This window comes from Sphingomonas sp. NFR15, from assembly GCF_900103265.1.
Classification (GTDB): Bacteria; Pseudomonadota; Alphaproteobacteria; order Sphingomonadales; family Sphingomonadaceae; genus Sphingomonas; species Sphingomonas pollutisoli.
Genome location: NZ_FMWX01000001.1, coordinates 908,333 through 924,120 on the forward strand (window position 1 = coordinate 908,333; position 15,788 = coordinate 924,120).

Sequence of the window (15,788 nt, forward strand, 5' to 3'; positions counted from 1 at the left end):
GAGGCATCGGTTCGACATCACCATGGTCGATCCTGCAAGCAACAAAGGGGCAGTTAATGGCTTCCGTGACCACTCTAGGCGTGGCGAAGGCGCAAAGCCGGCCAGCCGCGTTCTGGCATCTCAAAGCCACACCGGAGACCATTCACTGGGGGTATTTTTCCCCGGATATCAAACCGGCGCTGCGCGTCCGCAGCGGCGATTTGATCCACGCGGAAGCGGTGACCCACCACGCAGGCGACGCGCCCGAACTGATGTTCGACGCGGGCATCGAGCGGATCTTCCGGGAGGTCGACCCCGCCACCCGCGCGCCGGGCGTCCATATCATGACCGGGCCGATCTACATCGAGGATGCCGAGCCCGGCGACATGATAGAGGTGCGTTACCTCCAGATGGTGCCGCGCAACGCCTATGGCTCGAACCTCGCGGCGAACTGGGGGCATCTCTACGAGGAGTTCGGCCGCAAGGAGCGGGTGACGATCTACGAACTCGACGCCAACGCCAACACCGCGCACGCGCTCTACGCCTACGATTTCCCCGGTGATTATCTCGTGCCGGGCACCATCACCAATTGCCCGGTGTGCGATCGTCAGCCGGCGCTACCGGGCATCACGATTCCGGCGCGCCCGCATCTCGGCACCGCCGGGGTGGCGCCGGCGGTCAACGAACCGGTCTCGACAATTCCCCCCGGCCTGCACGGTGGCAACATCGACAACTGGCGGATCGGCGCCGGATCGACGATGTTCTACAAATGCCAAGTCGAAGGCGGGCTGTTCTCGATCGGCGATCCGCACGTCAGCCAAGGTGACGGCGAGATCTCCGGCACCGCGATCGAGGCGTCGCTCGACTGCCTGTTCCAGATCATCCTGCGCAAGGATTTCGATTTCCCCTCACCACTACTGGAAACGCCCGAGAACTGGATCGTCCACGGCTTCGGCGCCGATCTCGATGCGGCGATGAAGGCGGCATCGCTCGACATGCTGCATCTGCTCCACGAGCATCAGGGGCTAAGCAAGAACGACGCCTATTCGCTGATGAGCGTCGCGACCGATTTCGGCGTGACCCAGGTGGTCGATGGCACCGTGGGTGTTCACGCACGGGTGGAGCGGCGGATGTTCCCGCAGAAGGGCTCGGTCATCGATCCGGGCTGAGGTGGACGTAACGACGAGAAAGGCAAAGGCCCGGTCGGTTCGATCGGGCCTTTTTGCGTTCGAATGTTGATCCATCCCACGCCCCTGTCACGGAGGCGTGATGCTCATTCCGCCGCGGCAAGCCCCGGCATCTCCGCGTCGCTGCCCCGCCGGCCGAGCGAGGGCAGGAAGAACAGCAGCACCATGCCCGCCGCCAGAGTTCCGATCAGCGCAGTCGCGGCCTGGTCGTACGAACCGGTGCGGTCATAGCTCATGTCCATCAGCGCGGGGGTCAGCCCCTGCGCGAGAATGACGGCGGCGTAGAGGATGCCGTTGATGCTGCCGAAATGCCGCAGCCCGAAATACCGCGAGCAGAAATACGATAGCGCCGCATATTCCGCGCCCATGCCGATGCCGAGCAACACCCCCGCCGCCGTCATCGTCATCCCACCATGTCCGAATTCGAGCAGTGCGAGACCAAGCATCGCTGCGACGTACATCGGCACGATCAGTATCGGCGATCGGAACGTGTCGAGCAGACCGCCGGTCACGACCTGCCAAGCCGCCGTCACCAGCGCGAAGATCACGACGATTCCGGTCGCCTCGCCGAGTCCGAAGCCGCGGTCCATCATCATCGGCACGACATGGGTGAAGACCGCGGTCATCGCGCCGGCGCCGCTCGCCACCGCGATCAGCAGCAGCCAGAAGCGCGCGGTTCGCGCCGCCTCGGCCGGCGTCATGCCTTTCGCCAGCGTCTGGGACTTCTCGACGCGGTGGCGCTCGACATCCGGGCTGTCGCGCAGCCACAGCCACAGCACCGGCGCACCCACCACCAGCACGATCGCCCCGATCGCCACATAGGTGCCGCGCCAGCCGAGCAGCGGCAACAGCACGCCAGCGACGATCGGCACGACCGTCGCACCGACACCGTTGCCGACGCCGGCGGTTACGCCCAACATCAGCCCCCGCCTTTCGTCGAACCAGTTGGAGACGACCTTGGCGATCATCGGCGACGCGCACATCGCGCCGGCGAGGCCGACGATGCCGAACTGGAAATAGAACAGCCAGATGTTGCCGTTGGTGAGCGCGAGGAGTGCGACCGACAGCGCCAGCAGCGCGTTACCGGTAAGGATGATCGGCCGTGCGCCGACGCGGTCCATCGCCCGCCCGATCAGCGGATAACTCAGCGCCGACAGGATCGCGATCAACCCGAGCACGCCCGACACCGCCGCGCGCGGCCAGCCGAATTCTTGCGAGATCGGTACGAGAAAGGTGCCGAACGTCGCGCTGATAGCGGCGGTGATGCACACCAAGTTGCCGGTCGTGGCGGCAATGGCGAGCCGGGTCGCGGCTCTATCCCGAGCGACAGTCTGCAAGGCGCGTCCTCCGTTGTCCAGGCGACAAGTACATCCCCGATCGGCGGCGATCCCAAGCGAATAACGCGGCCCGCAAGATTTCCTTCGCGCGCTGTCAAGTCTGTGGACTTGCACGCGAACGCGCGTCCACCGAAGGGTAAGCGTACCAGATGCGAGATCGCGCGAAGGGACCGATATCATGACCGCACAAACCAGCGCGACGCGTAATCCGGCATCCACGATGCCGACCCTGTTCATCCCCCACGGCGGTGGTCCGTGTTTCTTCATGGACTGGAGCGCGATGATGGGTGGTCCCGCCGACACCTGGGACAAGACCGAGGCGTGGCTGCGCGCGCTGGTCTCGACCCTGCCCGAGCGGCCTAAGGGGATCGTTATAATCTCGGGCCATTGGGAGGAGCCGGCCTTCACCGCATCGACCGCAGTCGATCCCGGCATGATATATGATTATTACGGCTTCCCGCCGCACACCTACCAACTGCAATATCCGGCACCGGGCAACCCGGCGCTCGCGGCGCGCGTGGTCGCGTTGCTCCAGCAGGCGGGGCTGCCGGCGCGTACCGATCCGGCACGCGGCTTCGATCATGGCGTGTTCGTGCCGCTGCTCGTCGTCGATCCCGACGCGACGATCCCGGTGGTGCCGCTGTCGCTCAAGGCCGATCTTGATCCGGCCGAGCATCTCGCCGCCGGCCGCGCGCTCGCGCCGCTGCGCGACGAGGGCATTCTGATCGTCGGGTCGGGCATGAGCTATCACAATATGCGTGCCTTCCGCACGCCCGCCGCGACACGGCCCTCAGCGGCATTCGATCAGTGGCTGACGCAGGTCATCGAGGCGCCGGTCGCCGAGCGCGATGCCGCCCTGGTGCAATGGGCCGACGCACCGGCGGGTCGCGAATCGCATCCGCGCGAGGAGCATCTCCTGCCGTTGATGGTCGCGGCTGGCGCGGGCGCGGACTCGTCGGGTGCCAGAGTGTTTACCGACAACGTGATGATGGCTGATATCTCCGCGTTCCGCTTCGGCTGACCCCCCTTCCGGTGGCTTGCCGCCGCGCGCCAAGGTTGTAAGAGGTGGGCGCCAGTGTGCCAACAGCTTGCAGTCAGGAGGGCGCCCGATGGCCGAAACCAAGCCCAACGCGGCCCGTCCCACCGAGGCGAGCGTAAGGACGCGCCTCGCCGAAGCCGGCCTCGACGTGCCCGACCCGTGCGTTACCGAAACGCTGGCCAATCTGCTCGTGTTGCAGGATCACGTCGCGACGCTGCGCGCGTTTCCGCTCGATCCGCGCAGTGCGAGCGCGTTGCGCTTCGAGGCGTGAGCATGGAGACGCAGCCGCCCACCGCGGTCACGCACGCGCAGGCGGTTCGCGACGGCCGGGTCAAGGCCGCCGATCTGTGCCGACAGGCGCTCGACCATGCGGAGGCGCTCGGTGGCGACCGAAGCGGCTTCACCCGGCTGTTGCGGCGGCGCGCGATGCTGCGCGCCGAAGCGGTCGACAAGCTGGTGGAGGCGGGGCTCGATCCCGGGCCGCTGGCTGGGGTGCCATTCGGCGCCGCGGATTTGTTCGACGTCTCGGGCGAGATCACCACCGCCGGTTCGGGCACACGCCACGATGCCCCGTTCGCCAGCCGCGACGCCACCGCGATCCGGCTGCTGGAGGCGGCGGGCGCCGTGCTGATCGGCACGCAGAACATGGACGAATTTGGCTACGGCTTCGTCACGATGAACGCGCATTTCGGCACGACCCGCAACCCGCACGATCCCACGCGGGTCGCAGGCGGTGCTGCGGGCGGATCCGCCGTGGCGGTAGCGACGCAGGTGGTACCGTTCTCGCTCGCGTTCGACACCAACGGGTCGCTACGCGTGCCGGCGGCGCTGTGCGGTGTGATCGGGCTGAAACCGACCTATGGCGCTTTGCCGCGCGGCGGCTGTTTTCCCTTCGTCGAAAGCCTCGATGTGGTGGGCGCACTCGCCCGCGATCTCGACGATCTCGCTTTGGTTTACGCCATCCTCCGCGACGGCGCGTCCGAGCGCGAGGCCGGCCGCGAGCCGGTCCGCTTCGGCCGGCTGATGAGCTGGTTCGACGACAATATCGCCGAGGAGATGCGCGCGCCGCTGCACGCCTTCTGGAACCGGCTCGGCCGCATCACCTTCGAACTCGAACATTCCGAGATCGCGCGCGCCGCCGCCTCGGTCATCATCGCCGCCGAGGGCGGGAGCCTGCACCGACCGGGGATCGAGCAAGACCCGATGGCGTTCGAGGCGCCGGTGCGCGGTCGCATGCTGGCGGGCATACTGCTGCCGAGCGAGGATTATCTGCGCGCGCAGCGCTTCCGCGCGTGGATCCAGGAACGGCTGCGGCGCCAGTTCGAGCTGTGCGACGTGCTGTTCACGCCGGCGGCGCCAGGCTACGCGCCAACCATCGCCGATCCGGTGATGCTGTTCGGGGGCGAGCCGATCCCGGCGCGCAGCCATCTCGGCATCTATACCCAACCGATCAGTCTGATGGGGCTGCCCGCGCTGGTGCTGCCGCTCGCCGGGGACTTTCCGATGCCGCTCGGCATCCAGTTGATCAGCGCGGCGGGCAACGAGCCGGTGCTGTTCCGTGCGGCGCGCGAGCTGATCGACCAGGGGCTGTGCGCGGTGCCGGGCCTGCCGGCGCGGTGATCGCCGATCAACTATTGGGCCGCTCGTGCTCAAGCGTCGTGGCGGTCGGTCGCTAAGGTACGACATCGACCGGCGGCTTTGGGGGCGCGAATGCACGTGGATACGCTCATCAGCGGCGCGACCGTCATCACGGTCGATGCCGAACGCCGTGTCATCGCCGACGGTGCGGTGGCGATCGTCGACGACACGATCGTCGCGGTCGGCAAACGCGCCGATGTCGCGGCGCAGGTGCAGGCGCGCGAGACCGTGGACGGCCGACGCTTCGTGCTGACGCCCGGCTTCATCAACGGCCATGTCCATGTCACCGAAACGCTGATCCGCGGGTTCCTGCCCGAAGCGCTACCGTTCGACGAGGAGATCGGCCGCTGGGTGATCCCGCTGTACGAAGCGCACACCGCGGCCGAGCAGATCGTCAGCACCAAGCTCGCGATCGCGGCGATGCTGCGATCGGGCACCACCACCTTCCTCGAAGCGGGCACGATCATCGCGTTCGACGATGTGATGGACGCGATCGCCGACAGCGGCATCCGTGGCATCACCGGGCGCTGGACGATGGACCGCGCGTTCGATCCCAATGCCGACCAGATCGCTCTGACCGAAACCGCCGCCGCCGCGCTGGCGGCCGACCTCGTCCGCTATCCGCAGGACGGCCGGCTGATCGCGGCGTGGCCGATCCTGATTGGCCACAACACCGCGTCCGATGCCTTGTGGCAGCGGGCGAGCGCGCTGGCGCGTGAGACGGGGTGCGGCGTCTCCGCGCATATGAGCCCGGTCGCCGACGATGCGAAGTGGTACCTCGCGAACACCGGCAAGCGGCCGATCGTGCATCTCGATGCGCTCGGCGTGCTCGGCCCGCATCTCAATCTGGTGCATATGGTGCATGTCGATGCTGAGGAGATCGCGCTGCTGGCGGCGACCGGCACTAACGTCACGCATTGCCCCGGCGCTGCCATCCGAACCGGGATTGGCACGACCGCGCACGGTCTGTTCCCCGAAATGGCGAAGGCGGGGATCAACCTGCTGCTCGGCACCGACGGCGCCGCCAATCACGACATGATGCGCGTGATGATGCTGATGGCCGGGCTGTTCAAGGATGCTCGCGAAGATCGCGAGATCTTTCCGGCACATGAGGTGCTGGAGATGGCGACGATCAACGCCGCGAAGGCGGTGGGCCGCGCCGGTTCGATCGGCAGCATCGCGGTCGGCATGCAGGCGGATATCGTCGCGCATGACAGTTTCCGGCCCGAATGGCAGCCGGTCAACGATCCGGTGCGGCAGCTCGTGTGGTCCGCCGACGGGCGCGGCGTGCATTCGGTATGGGTCGGCGGCCGCCGCGTCGTCGACGGCTTCCGCTGCACGACGATCGACGAGGAAGCTTTGTACGCCGAGGGGCGGGCCGCCGCCGCCGCCGTGATCGAGCGCGCCGGGCTGCCGCTCCGCACCGCATGGCCGATGTCCTGAGAACAAGAGGAAGACACGTGGAATATAACACCATCACGGTTCGCCCGCTCACGCCGGCGATTGGAGGCGAAGTGTCGGGCATCGACCTCAACGGCCCGTTGTCGGACGCGGAGGTCGATGACCTGCACCGCGCGCTCGACGATCGACTCGTGCTGTTCTTTCGCGACCAACCGATCGACCATGCCGCGCATGTCCGGTTCTCCGAATATTTCGGCGGGATCCACATCGCGCCGAGCACCAAGCCGTGGCAGGCGCCCGGCCACCCGGAAGTCACCATCATCCATGCCGACAAGGATTCCACCTTCGTCGCGGGCGAGGACTGGCATTCGGACATGAGTTGCGATCCCGAGCCGCCGCTTGGATCGGTGTTGTACCTGCACACCATCCCGCCGGTCGGCGGCGATACCGTGTTTTCGAGCATGTATGCCGCGTACGACGCCCTGTCCGAGCGGATGAAGGCGCATCTCGAAGGGCTTACCGCGATGCACGACGCCGCGGTCGGGTTCGGCGGCATTACGCCCGAGGGCATGAAACTGCCGCGTACCAGCCATCCCGTCATCCGCACCCACCCCTCGACCGGGCGTAAGGCTCTGTTCGTCAACAAGGGCTTCACCACCTATATCGAGGGCGTTCCGCGCGCCGAAAGCGATGCGCTGCTCCAATATCTGTTCCAGCATCTCCAGCATCCGGCCTTCCAGTGCCGCTTCACCTGGACGCCGCACGCGATCGCCTTCTGGGACAATCGCTGCGCGCAACATTCCGCGATCTGGGATTATTTTCCGCAGACCCGCTCAGGCTTCCGCGTCCAGATCCGCGGCGACGTGCCGCGTTGATGCAGAGTGACGAACGCCGGGGCCGGAGCCGCGCACTGGCGGTACTGGCCGCAACGTCGCTGGCACTGATAATCGCGCAGTCGGTTGTATTCGCGTCGTTCGGGATCGTCCTGTTCGCAACTGCTCCGGGGCTCGGCTTATCGGCGAGTAACAGCGGATTCGCCTATACAGTGGTGGTGCTGGGCGCGTGCATCGCCGCGCCGGCGCCAATGCTGCTGATCCGATGGATCGGTGGCGGCCGCACAATCGTATTTGGTCAGGCGGTGTTGTGCATCGCGTTCCTGATTCTGGCGGGTGCGCACGCCTTGGGCGAGCTTTACGCGGCCGCGTTGCTCGGCGGCGTCGGGTTCTCGCTCAGCGGCAATTCGCCGGCGGTGTTCCTGCTGTCGGGCTGGGCTGGCACGCGGGCGGCGCGCTGGATCGGCATATACATGATGATCGGTATGCTCGGAAACGCGGTCGGTCCGCCCGTTGCGCAGGCGCTGATCGCGGCGCTAGGCTGGCGCGGGTATTGCGGTGTCGTGGCGCTGGTTGCAGCGGCGATGGCCGGTACATGCGCAGCCTGCCTACGCGAGCCACCTCTCGATAATCCACGAGAGGACAGCCGATCACCGTTGAGGGGGCTGGGCCGGATGCTACGCTCGCCGATCTTCCTGACGCTGGCGGCGGCGGTCGTCGCCAGCCAAATCTGCATCATCACCGTTGCAAGCGTCGCACCGCCTTATCTGGCGGCACAGGGTCAGGGAACCGTGATTGCTGCGCGGCTGCTCAGTATCGAGGGGCTTGCCAGCGCGCTGACGACCGGTTTGCTCGGGTTCGGCGTCAGGCTTATTTCCGCGCGGCGTCTGCTGCCGATCTCGCTGTTGGCAGGCGCGGCCGGGCTGGCGATCCTGGCCAGCAGCGTCGATACCGCACTTCTAACAGCGTTTGCGATACTGGTGGGCGTCAGTGTCGGCGGCGCGACGCTGGCGGTCACATTGCTGCTGGTGCGATATTTTGGGCCGGTTCAGGGCGCCGCCGCGCTCGGCGCGGTCTGGACGCTTGCTGGGCTCGCCGCGTTCGGCCCATGGATCGCCGGGATCATCGCCGACTCGAGTGGCAGCTACGCGCCCGCCTTCTTCGGGATCGCCCTTTTGCTTCTTCCGATCGCGGCCGGTAGCGCGCTCCTGCTTCCTCGTGACGTACCGGATGGGCGCCTTGCCGCATGCCGTGACTGATTGCGGTCGCAGGTTTTTGCTTCACCTGCGGCATGCACGGCCAGTTCATCTTCAAATCACGCCCGATCCCGTCTGAGACCAGGCGCACGGACCTGCACAAGCCGGGCGACAGCCACAATCCCGACGATCCCTTCTTCAAGGCGTTCAAGGAAAGGACGCTGCGCCAATATGGCGTGACCCGTGTAGAAGCTCTGCCGGTCAATCATAACGGCCTGCTGGCGACGGAGGGCGAGAAACGCACTATGATGTCGATGTCGTTCAAGTCGGCGCGTTCCGCGATCGCGATGTTCTATACACCCCGGCAACGGTCAACGTCGTGACGCGCGCGCTCCTGACCGATCAGGGAGCGCTCGGATTGGACGATGCGCTGCGCAATACACCGGGCGTCACGCAGCAAACCACCAGCCCGTTCAACACGAACACGTTCCTCGCCCGGGGCATCGCGATCGATGCGCAGACTAACTATCGCCTCAACGGCGGGCGGCCGATCATCAACTTCGCGCCGATGGAGTCAGCGACGATCAGACCACCCGCGCTGTGCGCGCTACGCTTCCGTTGTCACCAGCAGTGTTCCCGCATTCAGCCCGGAGAACAAACCCGCGAACGCGGTCGGCAGCAGCGTGAATCCCCTTCGCAGATCGACCCGGCATTGCAACTGGCCACTAGCGGACCATGCGCGGATCGCCGCCGCTGCCTCGTCATACCGTTTTGCGAAATCCCCAACGACAAAACCTTCCATGCGAATGCGACCATAGACGAGCTTCATCATATCGCTCGGGCCTGCCGCCGGCCGGCCGGTGTCGTAGGCGGAGATCTGGCCACACAGCACAATTCGGCCATGTGGCACCATCTGATCGATCGCATCCTGCAGGATCTGACCGCCGACGTTGTCGAAGAAAACATCAAATCCGTCAGGGCTGGCGGCCTTCAACCGCGAGGCCAAGTCGCCCACGCGGTAATCGATCGCGGTGGCCACTCCGCAATGCTCTTCCAACCACCGGCATTTTTCCTGCCCGCCTGCGACGGCGACCACGCGGCACCCCGCCAGCCTCGCCATCTGGCAGGCCATCGCGCCGACCGAGCCGGCGGCGCCAGAAACAAGGACGGTCATGCCCGGCTCGGGCTCTCCGACCGCGAACAGACCGAAATAGGCGGTCAGGCTGTTCGGGGAATAGAGCGTCATCGCATCGACGGGATCCATGCCACGCGGCACCGTGGTGACGGGAACCGCCGCGGTCTCGGGTCGGAGCACGGCATAATCCTGCCACGGCGTCACCGCGGTGACGAGATCGCCGACCGCGAAGCGGGGATGACGCGTGGCGAGGATTTCGGATGCCGCCATGCCCCGGATCGCTTCGCCGATGCCGATCGCGCCGCGGTAACTCCGGCCGGGCGGGTTGAGCCAATTGCGGATCGTGGGCGCGCAGGAGAAAATCCGGGTTCGGACGAGAAGCTCCCCGTCGTCGAGCTCCGGCGCGACACAGTCCTTTTCGTGATACGCGAAATCGGAGGCGGCGACCGGCCCTTCGGGTCGCCGCGCCAGAACCCAGGCGCGGTTGCGGATCACGCCGCGTCGCCGAAACCAAGGCCTTTTTCGGCGAGCCTGACAAGCAGATCCGAGGGGCGGAACGCCTCGCCATGGCGGCTTTCCAGCGCGCGCATGTCCGCGACGATCCTGCTGAGCCCGATCTGATCGGCCCAGAACAGCGGCCCGCCGCGATACACCGGCCAATTGTAGCCGAGAACAGCCGCGATATCGATATCGGACGCGCGGAGCGCTATGCCTTCATCGAGGATCTTCGCACCCTCGTTCACCACCGGATAGAGCAGCCGCGCCAGCAACGCCTCGTCGCCGACGGTGGGACTGGGCGCGACGTTCCGCGCCTTCGCGACCGCGTCGATCATCTCGGCGGTCGTTTCGGATGCGCTGGGCCGCCGCTTGTCGTCGTAATCATAGTAGCCGGCGCCGCGCTTCTGACCGAGCCGGCCCGCCGCGACGAGATCGCCCATCACGGTTCGCTCGGTCGCATCGCGGCCGATCACGTCGAGGCCGACCAGATCCATCATCTGGAAATGGCCCATCGCGAAGCCATACTCGACGAGAACGCGGTCGATCTCCGCGATCGGCGTTCCCTCCAGCATCATCGCCTCGGCCTGCGCGCCGCGCGGCGCGAGCAGGCGATTGGCGATGAAGCCGTCGCAGACACCGCTCAACACGGCCACCTTGCCGATCCGCTTGGCGAGATGCATCGCGGTCGCGATCACCGATTGCGCCGTCTCTGCGCCCCGCACGACCTCGAGAAGCCGCATCACATTGGCGGGCGAGAAGAAGTGGAGACCGACGACGCTCTCGGGCCGCCGCGTCGCCGCCGCGATCCGGTTTAGATCAAGGAACGATGTGTTCGACGCCAGGATCGCACCGGGCTTGGCGATCGTGTCGAGCTTGCCGAAAATCTCGCGCTTGACATCGATATTCTCGTACACCGCTTCGATGACGAGATCGGCGTCGGACAGCGCCACCATGTCGAGCGTGGGCGAGATCAGACCGATCCGCTGTTCCATCTGCTCGGCACGCATCCGGCCCTTGCTGACCGTTGCTTCGTAATTGCGGCGGATCACCGCGACGCCGCGGTCGAGCGCCGCTTGCGTCGTCTCGACCAGCGTCACGGGGATGCCAGCGTTGAGGAAGTTCATCGTGATGCCGCCGCCCATCGTCCCCGCGCCGATCACGCCGACCGACCGGATCTCGTGGACCGGCACGTCGGCGGACAGGTCGGGCACGCGCGCCGCTGCGCGCTCCGCGAAGAACACATGGCGCCGCGCTGCTGATTGCGGGCTTGCAACGAGTTGCTCGAACAGCGCGGTCTCGCGCGCGAGCCCTTCCTCGAAGGGCAGTTCGACGGCAGCTTGGACGGCCGCGATGATCGCCTGCGGTGCGGCGAACCCCTTGAAGCGGCGGGCGTTCGCGGCGGCAAAGTCCGAAAACAATGCGGAATTTTCGCGATCCGCAGTGATCCGGTCCGTCCGGTCTCGCGCCTTCGGCAGCGCAGAACCCTGCGCGACGACATCGCGCGCATAGGCGATCGCGGCCTCACGCAAGTCCGCGTCGGAAACGAGCGTATCGACGAGACCGAGGGTAAGCGCCTCGCGCGCGCCGATCTGGCGGCCGGAGGTGATGATATCGAGTGCGGCTTCGGCGCCGACGAGACGGGGCAGCCGCTGCGTTCCCCCTGCCCCCGGCAGCAGCCCGAGATGAACCTCGGGCAGCCCGACCTTGGCGCTCTCCGTCGCGACCCGGTAATGGCAGGCGAGCGCCAGTTCGAACCCGCCGCCGAGCGCGGTGCCGTGGATCGCCGCGATCACGGGTTTGGGCGCCTGCTCGATCGCAGCGAAAAGATCGGGGAAGCTCGGCGGCTGCGGCGCCTTGCCGAACTCGGTGATGTCGGCGCCCGCGATGAAGGTCCGCCCTGCGCAGATCAGTACGATCGCCGTGATCCCGGCGTCGGCCGAGGCCTGCTCCAGTGCCCGTAGCAGACTGGCCCGCAGCGCTGCCGACAGCGCGTTCACCGGGGGATTGTCGAGCGTGAGGATGGCGATGCCGCCGGCCCCGGCGGTCTCTACCGGTTCGGTCATGTGCTCTCTCCTAAACCCGCGGGGAAGCCCCGCGCCGCAGCTCGACCGCGTCGATCGCGACGGCGGCCATCGCCTTCTTGTCCAATTTGCCCGTGGCGGTGACGTGCATGGCGTCGACGATCACCAGATGTTCAGGCCACTTCTTCCGCGACACGCCCTGCGTCGCCATGTGATCGAGCAACGCGGAAAGATCGATTTCGCCTTCGCCCGGGCGCAAGCGGCACACCGCGCACGCCTGTTCGCCGAGCTTGCGCTCCGGAACCGCGACGACCGCGACCTCGGCGATAGCCGGGTGGCGCAGCAAGGCCGCCTCGACTTCCGCTGGATCGATGTTGAAACCGCCCCGGATGATCTGATCCTTGATACGGCCTACCACGCGGACGAAGCCGGCTTCGTCGCGGATGATCTCGTCGCCGGTCAGGTAGAAACCGTCGGCGGTCTTGCATTCCTGCCCCGCGCCCAGTCCCTCGGCATAGCCCAGGAACAGCGACGGCCCGCGCACGCCCGCCTGCCCGCGCGAGCCTCTCGGTAAGACGCGCAGGTCCGAATCGAACGCCTCCTCCTCGGTACCGGGGAACGGGATGCCGTCGAACATCTGCCGATGCTCGAGCGGATGATCGGGCCGGGTCGATGCATGGCCCATACATTCGGACATGCCGAACATGCGGAGCGCCTTGAGGCCGAGCAGCGCGTCAGCATCCGCGATCAGGTCTGCGGTCATCGCGCTGCCGCCGACCGCCATCGCCCGCAGCGGCAAGCGCCCGTGCCAATCGCCCTGCCGCGCCGCCTCGACCATCGAGAACAGGTGCGTCGGCACGGCGATCGCCCAGCCGCAGCCATAGCGCTCGGCGCGTCGCAACGCTTCGGCTGGCACCCACGGATCGACGAGGACCAGCGGGTGCCCGAGCGAGAGCGCGAAATGCGCGGTGAAGGTGAAGCCGGGCGCGCTGTCCAACGGCACGATGCCGAGGATCGCGTCACCGGCCTGCAAGCCGGCGATGGCCGCGCAGGCGCGCGTCGCATAGTTGAGCGCCCCCGGCCCGTGCATCACGCCCTTCGGAATGCCGGTGCTACCGGAGGTGAAACCGATCAGAACCGTGTGCGCATCGCGCGGATCGGCGGATCGAACGCCCTTACCCGAGGTCACTTCGATGCGGCTCGCGTTGGTCGGCAGGACTTTGGCGACGTGGCCGATCCGCGCCTCGATCAGAGCGAGATCGGCGGGCCCGAGCTTGGGCGACACCGGGCAGAACACCGCTTCGAGCGACGATACCGCCAGCGCGGTCGCGATCGTCGCGGGGGTCTTGTGCGCGGCGACGAGCACGCGTGAGCCGGCGGAGACCCCCGCGTTCGCGAGCTGAACCGCGATGTCGCTGGCCAGATCGTGCAGCTCGCGGCGGCTCCACAGCCGGTCCTGACAATCCGCCATGGCGAGCGCATCGGGACTGGCGGCGGTCAGCGCTTCGAACTGCGGCCAGAGCCGCGCCTCGCCCCATTCGAACGCGGGATGGGTCGCTTCATCGGGCAAGGGATTGTCCCCCATCGACGAGGAAAGTCTGTCCGGTGATGAAGCTACCCGCGTCGGATGCGAGCAACGCCAGCGTGCCGGTCACTTCCTCGGGCTTGCCGAAGCGGCGCAGCAGGATACCGGCGCGGGTCTTTTCCTGCGTCGCGGCGTCAAGCGTTTCGGTCATCCCCGTTTCGATCGAGCCGGGCGCGATCGCGTTCACGCGGATGCCATGCTGCGCCCATTGCGCGGCGAGATCGCTGGTGAGGTGGACGATTGCCGCCTTGCTGGTGGTGTACGGCACGACCTGACCGGCATCGGGCTGGTAGGAGATGAACGCGCCGACCGAGGCGATGTTGACGATCGCGCCGCCGCCCGCAGCGATCATGTGGCGGGCGGCGTGGCGGCAGGCCAGGAACGTGCCGGTCACGTTGACGTCCATCACCTTCTGCCAGCCCTTGAGCGGGATGTCCTGCGGCAAGCCCCACCAGGAGGCGCCGGCGTTGTTGATGAGGATGTCGAGCCCGCCCAGCCGATCGACCACCGCGGCGACAGTGGCCTCGACAGAACCCTCGTCCGCGACGTTGCAGGCAAGCCCGATCGCGGGAACACCGAACCGCTCGGCGATGTCCGCAGCGACGCCGCTGCAATCCGCCTCCGATCGCGACGCGAGCGCGACCGAACAGCCGAGGTCGGCAAGCGTCGCCGCCATCGCCTCGGCGAGCGCACCGCGCCCGCCCGTAATCAGCGCACGCCTGCCGTCGAGGCGGAACTGCCCGGTCGAAAAGCCGCGAACCATCTCAGCCATCGCTTTTCCCCGCCAGCAGATCGACCTCTTGCGTGATCAGGATGATGCGCCGCCCGCCCATGCCCTTGGTCTGGGCGGTCGCGGCCTTCCATTCGGGAGAGGCGAAGGCCGCATCCAGCGCGGCCTGATCGGCGAAGGTCAGCACGGCATGCCCGTCCCAGCCCGGCGCCTCGGGATTGTCGTAATCCTTGGTGACCGCGCCATGCCGATATGCTGTCAGCCCGGGCAGGACTCTGGCGGCGTCGGCGTGAGGCCCGCGCCACCAGATCGTGAACTGCTCGTGCGTCCAGTCGGTCGGCCGGCTAGCCAGGACGACCATGCTGACCGACATCGCTTAGTTGCCCGTCCAGACGGGTTTGCGCTTTTCGAGGAACGCGGCGACGCCCTCCTTCGCATCGGCCGAGTGATGAACGACGTTGCAGGTCATCGTTTCGAGCGTGATGAGCGAGTTGGTATCCGCGTCCATGCCGCGGTTGAGCGCCATCTTGGTCATCCACATGCAGAACGGACTCTTGTCGATCAGCGGCGCGCAGAAATCCTCGATCAGCTTGTCGAACTCGGCGGCCGGGGCGGAGGCGTTGCACAGATTCCACTCGACGCACTCGTCGCCGGTGAGGAGCTTGCCGGTGAGCATCAGTTCTTTCGACTTGCGCATGCCGATGTAGCGCGGCAGCCGGTAGATCGGCCCGGCGCCGCCGAACAGCGCGCGGCGGATGTGGAAGTCGCCGATCTTCGCCTCGGACGCCGCGAGCGCGAAGTCGCACGAGATCATCAGCTCGAAACCGCCGGCGACGGCATAGCCTTCGACCGCCGCGATCGTCGGTTTGCTCATGTTGTAGATCTTGTCGTAGGTCCGCGCCGAGTCGATCGCGAGCTGGAGCGATACGGTCGTCTCATGCAGCACAGGGCCGACAAGCTGGTCGAGATCCGCGCCCGAGCAGAAGGTGTTGCCGCGGCCGCGGAACACGACGGCGAGCGCCTTCTTGTCGGCAGCGGCACGATCGACCGCGACTTCCAGTTCGCGCAGAAGCTGCGGGCTGACGCAGTTGCGCTTGTGCGGCCGATTGAGCCAGATCGTGCAGATGCCGTTATCGGCCAGCTCGTACTGGATGACGTCCTTTTCGGGTTCCACTGATTGTCTCCTTGGTGAACGGTTGGAAAGATCGG

Annotated in this window: 15 protein-coding genes and 1 pseudogene; 9 read left to right on the top strand and 7 right to left on the bottom strand. The window is 66.7% G+C overall.

Translation table 11 applies throughout. From position 1 onward, the window contains the following. Positions 1-56: 56 nt before the first annotated feature. Positions 57-1,148: an acetamidase/formamidase family protein gene (locus BLS81_RS04230; RefSeq protein WP_093221054.1), complete on the top strand. Its 1,092-nt coding sequence runs from the start codon at positions 57-59 to the stop codon at positions 1,146-1,148. Positions 1,149-1,252: 104 nt separating this feature from the next. On the opposite strand, the gene BLS81_RS04235 is transcribed toward BLS81_RS04230, so the two are convergent. Then, positions 1,253-2,503, bottom strand: a complete 1,251-nt coding sequence (locus tag BLS81_RS04235) for an MFS transporter (RefSeq protein WP_256326054.1) — start codon at positions 2,501-2,503, stop codon at positions 1,253-1,255. 178 nt (positions 2,504-2,681) lie between these two features. On the opposite strand from BLS81_RS04235, the gene BLS81_RS04240 reads away from it, so the two are divergent. The 8 genes and pseudogenes from BLS81_RS04240 to BLS81_RS21020 form a co-directional block, all read left to right on the top strand. Next, a complete protein-coding gene (locus BLS81_RS04240; protein WP_093221059.1) occupies positions 2,682-3,524 on the top strand; it encodes a DODA-type extradiol aromatic ring-opening family dioxygenase in 843 nt (280 codons plus the stop codon). A gap of 88 nt (positions 3,525-3,612) precedes the next feature. Further along, a complete protein-coding gene (locus BLS81_RS04245) occupies positions 3,613-3,813 on the top strand; it encodes a hypothetical protein (RefSeq protein WP_093221063.1) in 201 nt (66 codons plus the stop codon). Positions 3,814-3,815: 2 nt separating this feature from the next. Then, entirely contained in the window at positions 3,816-5,162 is a 1,347-nt protein-coding gene (locus BLS81_RS04250; protein WP_093221065.1) for an AtzE family amidohydrolase, read from the top strand. A 90-nt stretch (positions 5,163-5,252) separates the two neighbouring features. Then, on the top strand, positions 5,253-6,623 hold the full coding sequence (locus BLS81_RS04255; protein ID WP_093221066.1) for an amidohydrolase family protein: 1,371 nt from the start codon (positions 5,253-5,255) through the stop codon (positions 6,621-6,623). Then, positions 6,608-7,456 (top strand): TauD/TfdA dioxygenase family protein, encoded by an 849-nt coding sequence (locus BLS81_RS04260; protein ID WP_176787023.1) that lies wholly within the window; start codon positions 6,608-6,610, stop codon positions 7,454-7,456. Before BLS81_RS04255 ends, BLS81_RS04260 begins: the two co-directional genes overlap by 16 nt. Further along, the gene (locus tag BLS81_RS04265) at positions 7,456-8,673 is read left to right on the top strand and encodes an MFS transporter (RefSeq protein WP_093221069.1); all 1,218 of its coding nucleotides are present in this window, start codon (positions 7,456-7,458) and stop codon (positions 8,671-8,673) included. Before BLS81_RS04260 ends, BLS81_RS04265 begins: the two co-directional genes overlap by 1 nt. Positions 8,674-8,705: 32 nt before the next feature. Then, positions 8,706-8,993 (top strand): DUF3526 domain-containing protein, encoded by a 288-nt coding sequence (locus tag BLS81_RS21260; protein ID WP_371128239.1) that lies wholly within the window; start codon positions 8,706-8,708, stop codon positions 8,991-8,993. Continuing rightward, a pseudogene (locus tag BLS81_RS21020) lies at positions 8,990-9,097 on the top strand (hypothetical protein); the annotation flags it as partial. The gene BLS81_RS21260 and the pseudogene BLS81_RS21020, both read left to right, overlap by 4 nt. A gap of 120 nt (positions 9,098-9,217) precedes the next feature. On the opposite strand, the gene BLS81_RS04280 reads toward BLS81_RS21020, so the two are convergent. The 6 genes from BLS81_RS04280 to BLS81_RS04305 are packed head-to-tail and all read right to left on the bottom strand — an operon-like array spanning position 9,218 to position 15,753. Beyond that, on the bottom strand, positions 9,218-10,240 hold the full coding sequence (locus tag BLS81_RS04280; protein WP_093221071.1) for an NADP-dependent oxidoreductase: 1,023 nt from the start codon (positions 10,238-10,240) through the stop codon (positions 9,218-9,220). Further along, positions 10,237-12,306, bottom strand: a complete 2,070-nt coding sequence (locus BLS81_RS04285; protein ID WP_093221072.1) for a 3-hydroxyacyl-CoA dehydrogenase NAD-binding domain-containing protein — start codon at positions 12,304-12,306, stop codon at positions 10,237-10,239. Before BLS81_RS04285 ends, BLS81_RS04280 begins: the two co-directional genes overlap by 4 nt. A 10-nt stretch (positions 12,307-12,316) precedes the next feature. Beyond that, on the bottom strand, positions 12,317-13,849 hold the full coding sequence (locus tag BLS81_RS04290; protein WP_093221074.1) for a class I adenylate-forming enzyme family protein: 1,533 nt from the start codon (positions 13,847-13,849) through the stop codon (positions 12,317-12,319). Beyond that, positions 13,824-14,621, bottom strand: a complete 798-nt coding sequence (locus tag BLS81_RS04295) for an SDR family NAD(P)-dependent oxidoreductase (RefSeq protein WP_093221075.1) — start codon at positions 14,619-14,621, stop codon at positions 13,824-13,826. The genes BLS81_RS04290 and BLS81_RS04295 overlap by 26 nt, the downstream gene beginning before the upstream one ends. Next, positions 14,614-14,952 (bottom strand): EthD family reductase, encoded by a 339-nt coding sequence (locus BLS81_RS04300; protein WP_093221077.1) that lies wholly within the window; start codon positions 14,950-14,952, stop codon positions 14,614-14,616. Before BLS81_RS04300 ends, BLS81_RS04295 begins: the two co-directional genes overlap by 8 nt. 3 nt (positions 14,953-14,955) lie before the next feature. Next, positions 14,956-15,753: an enoyl-CoA hydratase/isomerase family protein gene (locus BLS81_RS04305; protein WP_093221079.1), complete on the bottom strand. Its 798-nt coding sequence runs from the start codon at positions 15,751-15,753 to the stop codon at positions 14,956-14,958. Positions 15,754-15,788: the final 35 nt, after the last annotated feature.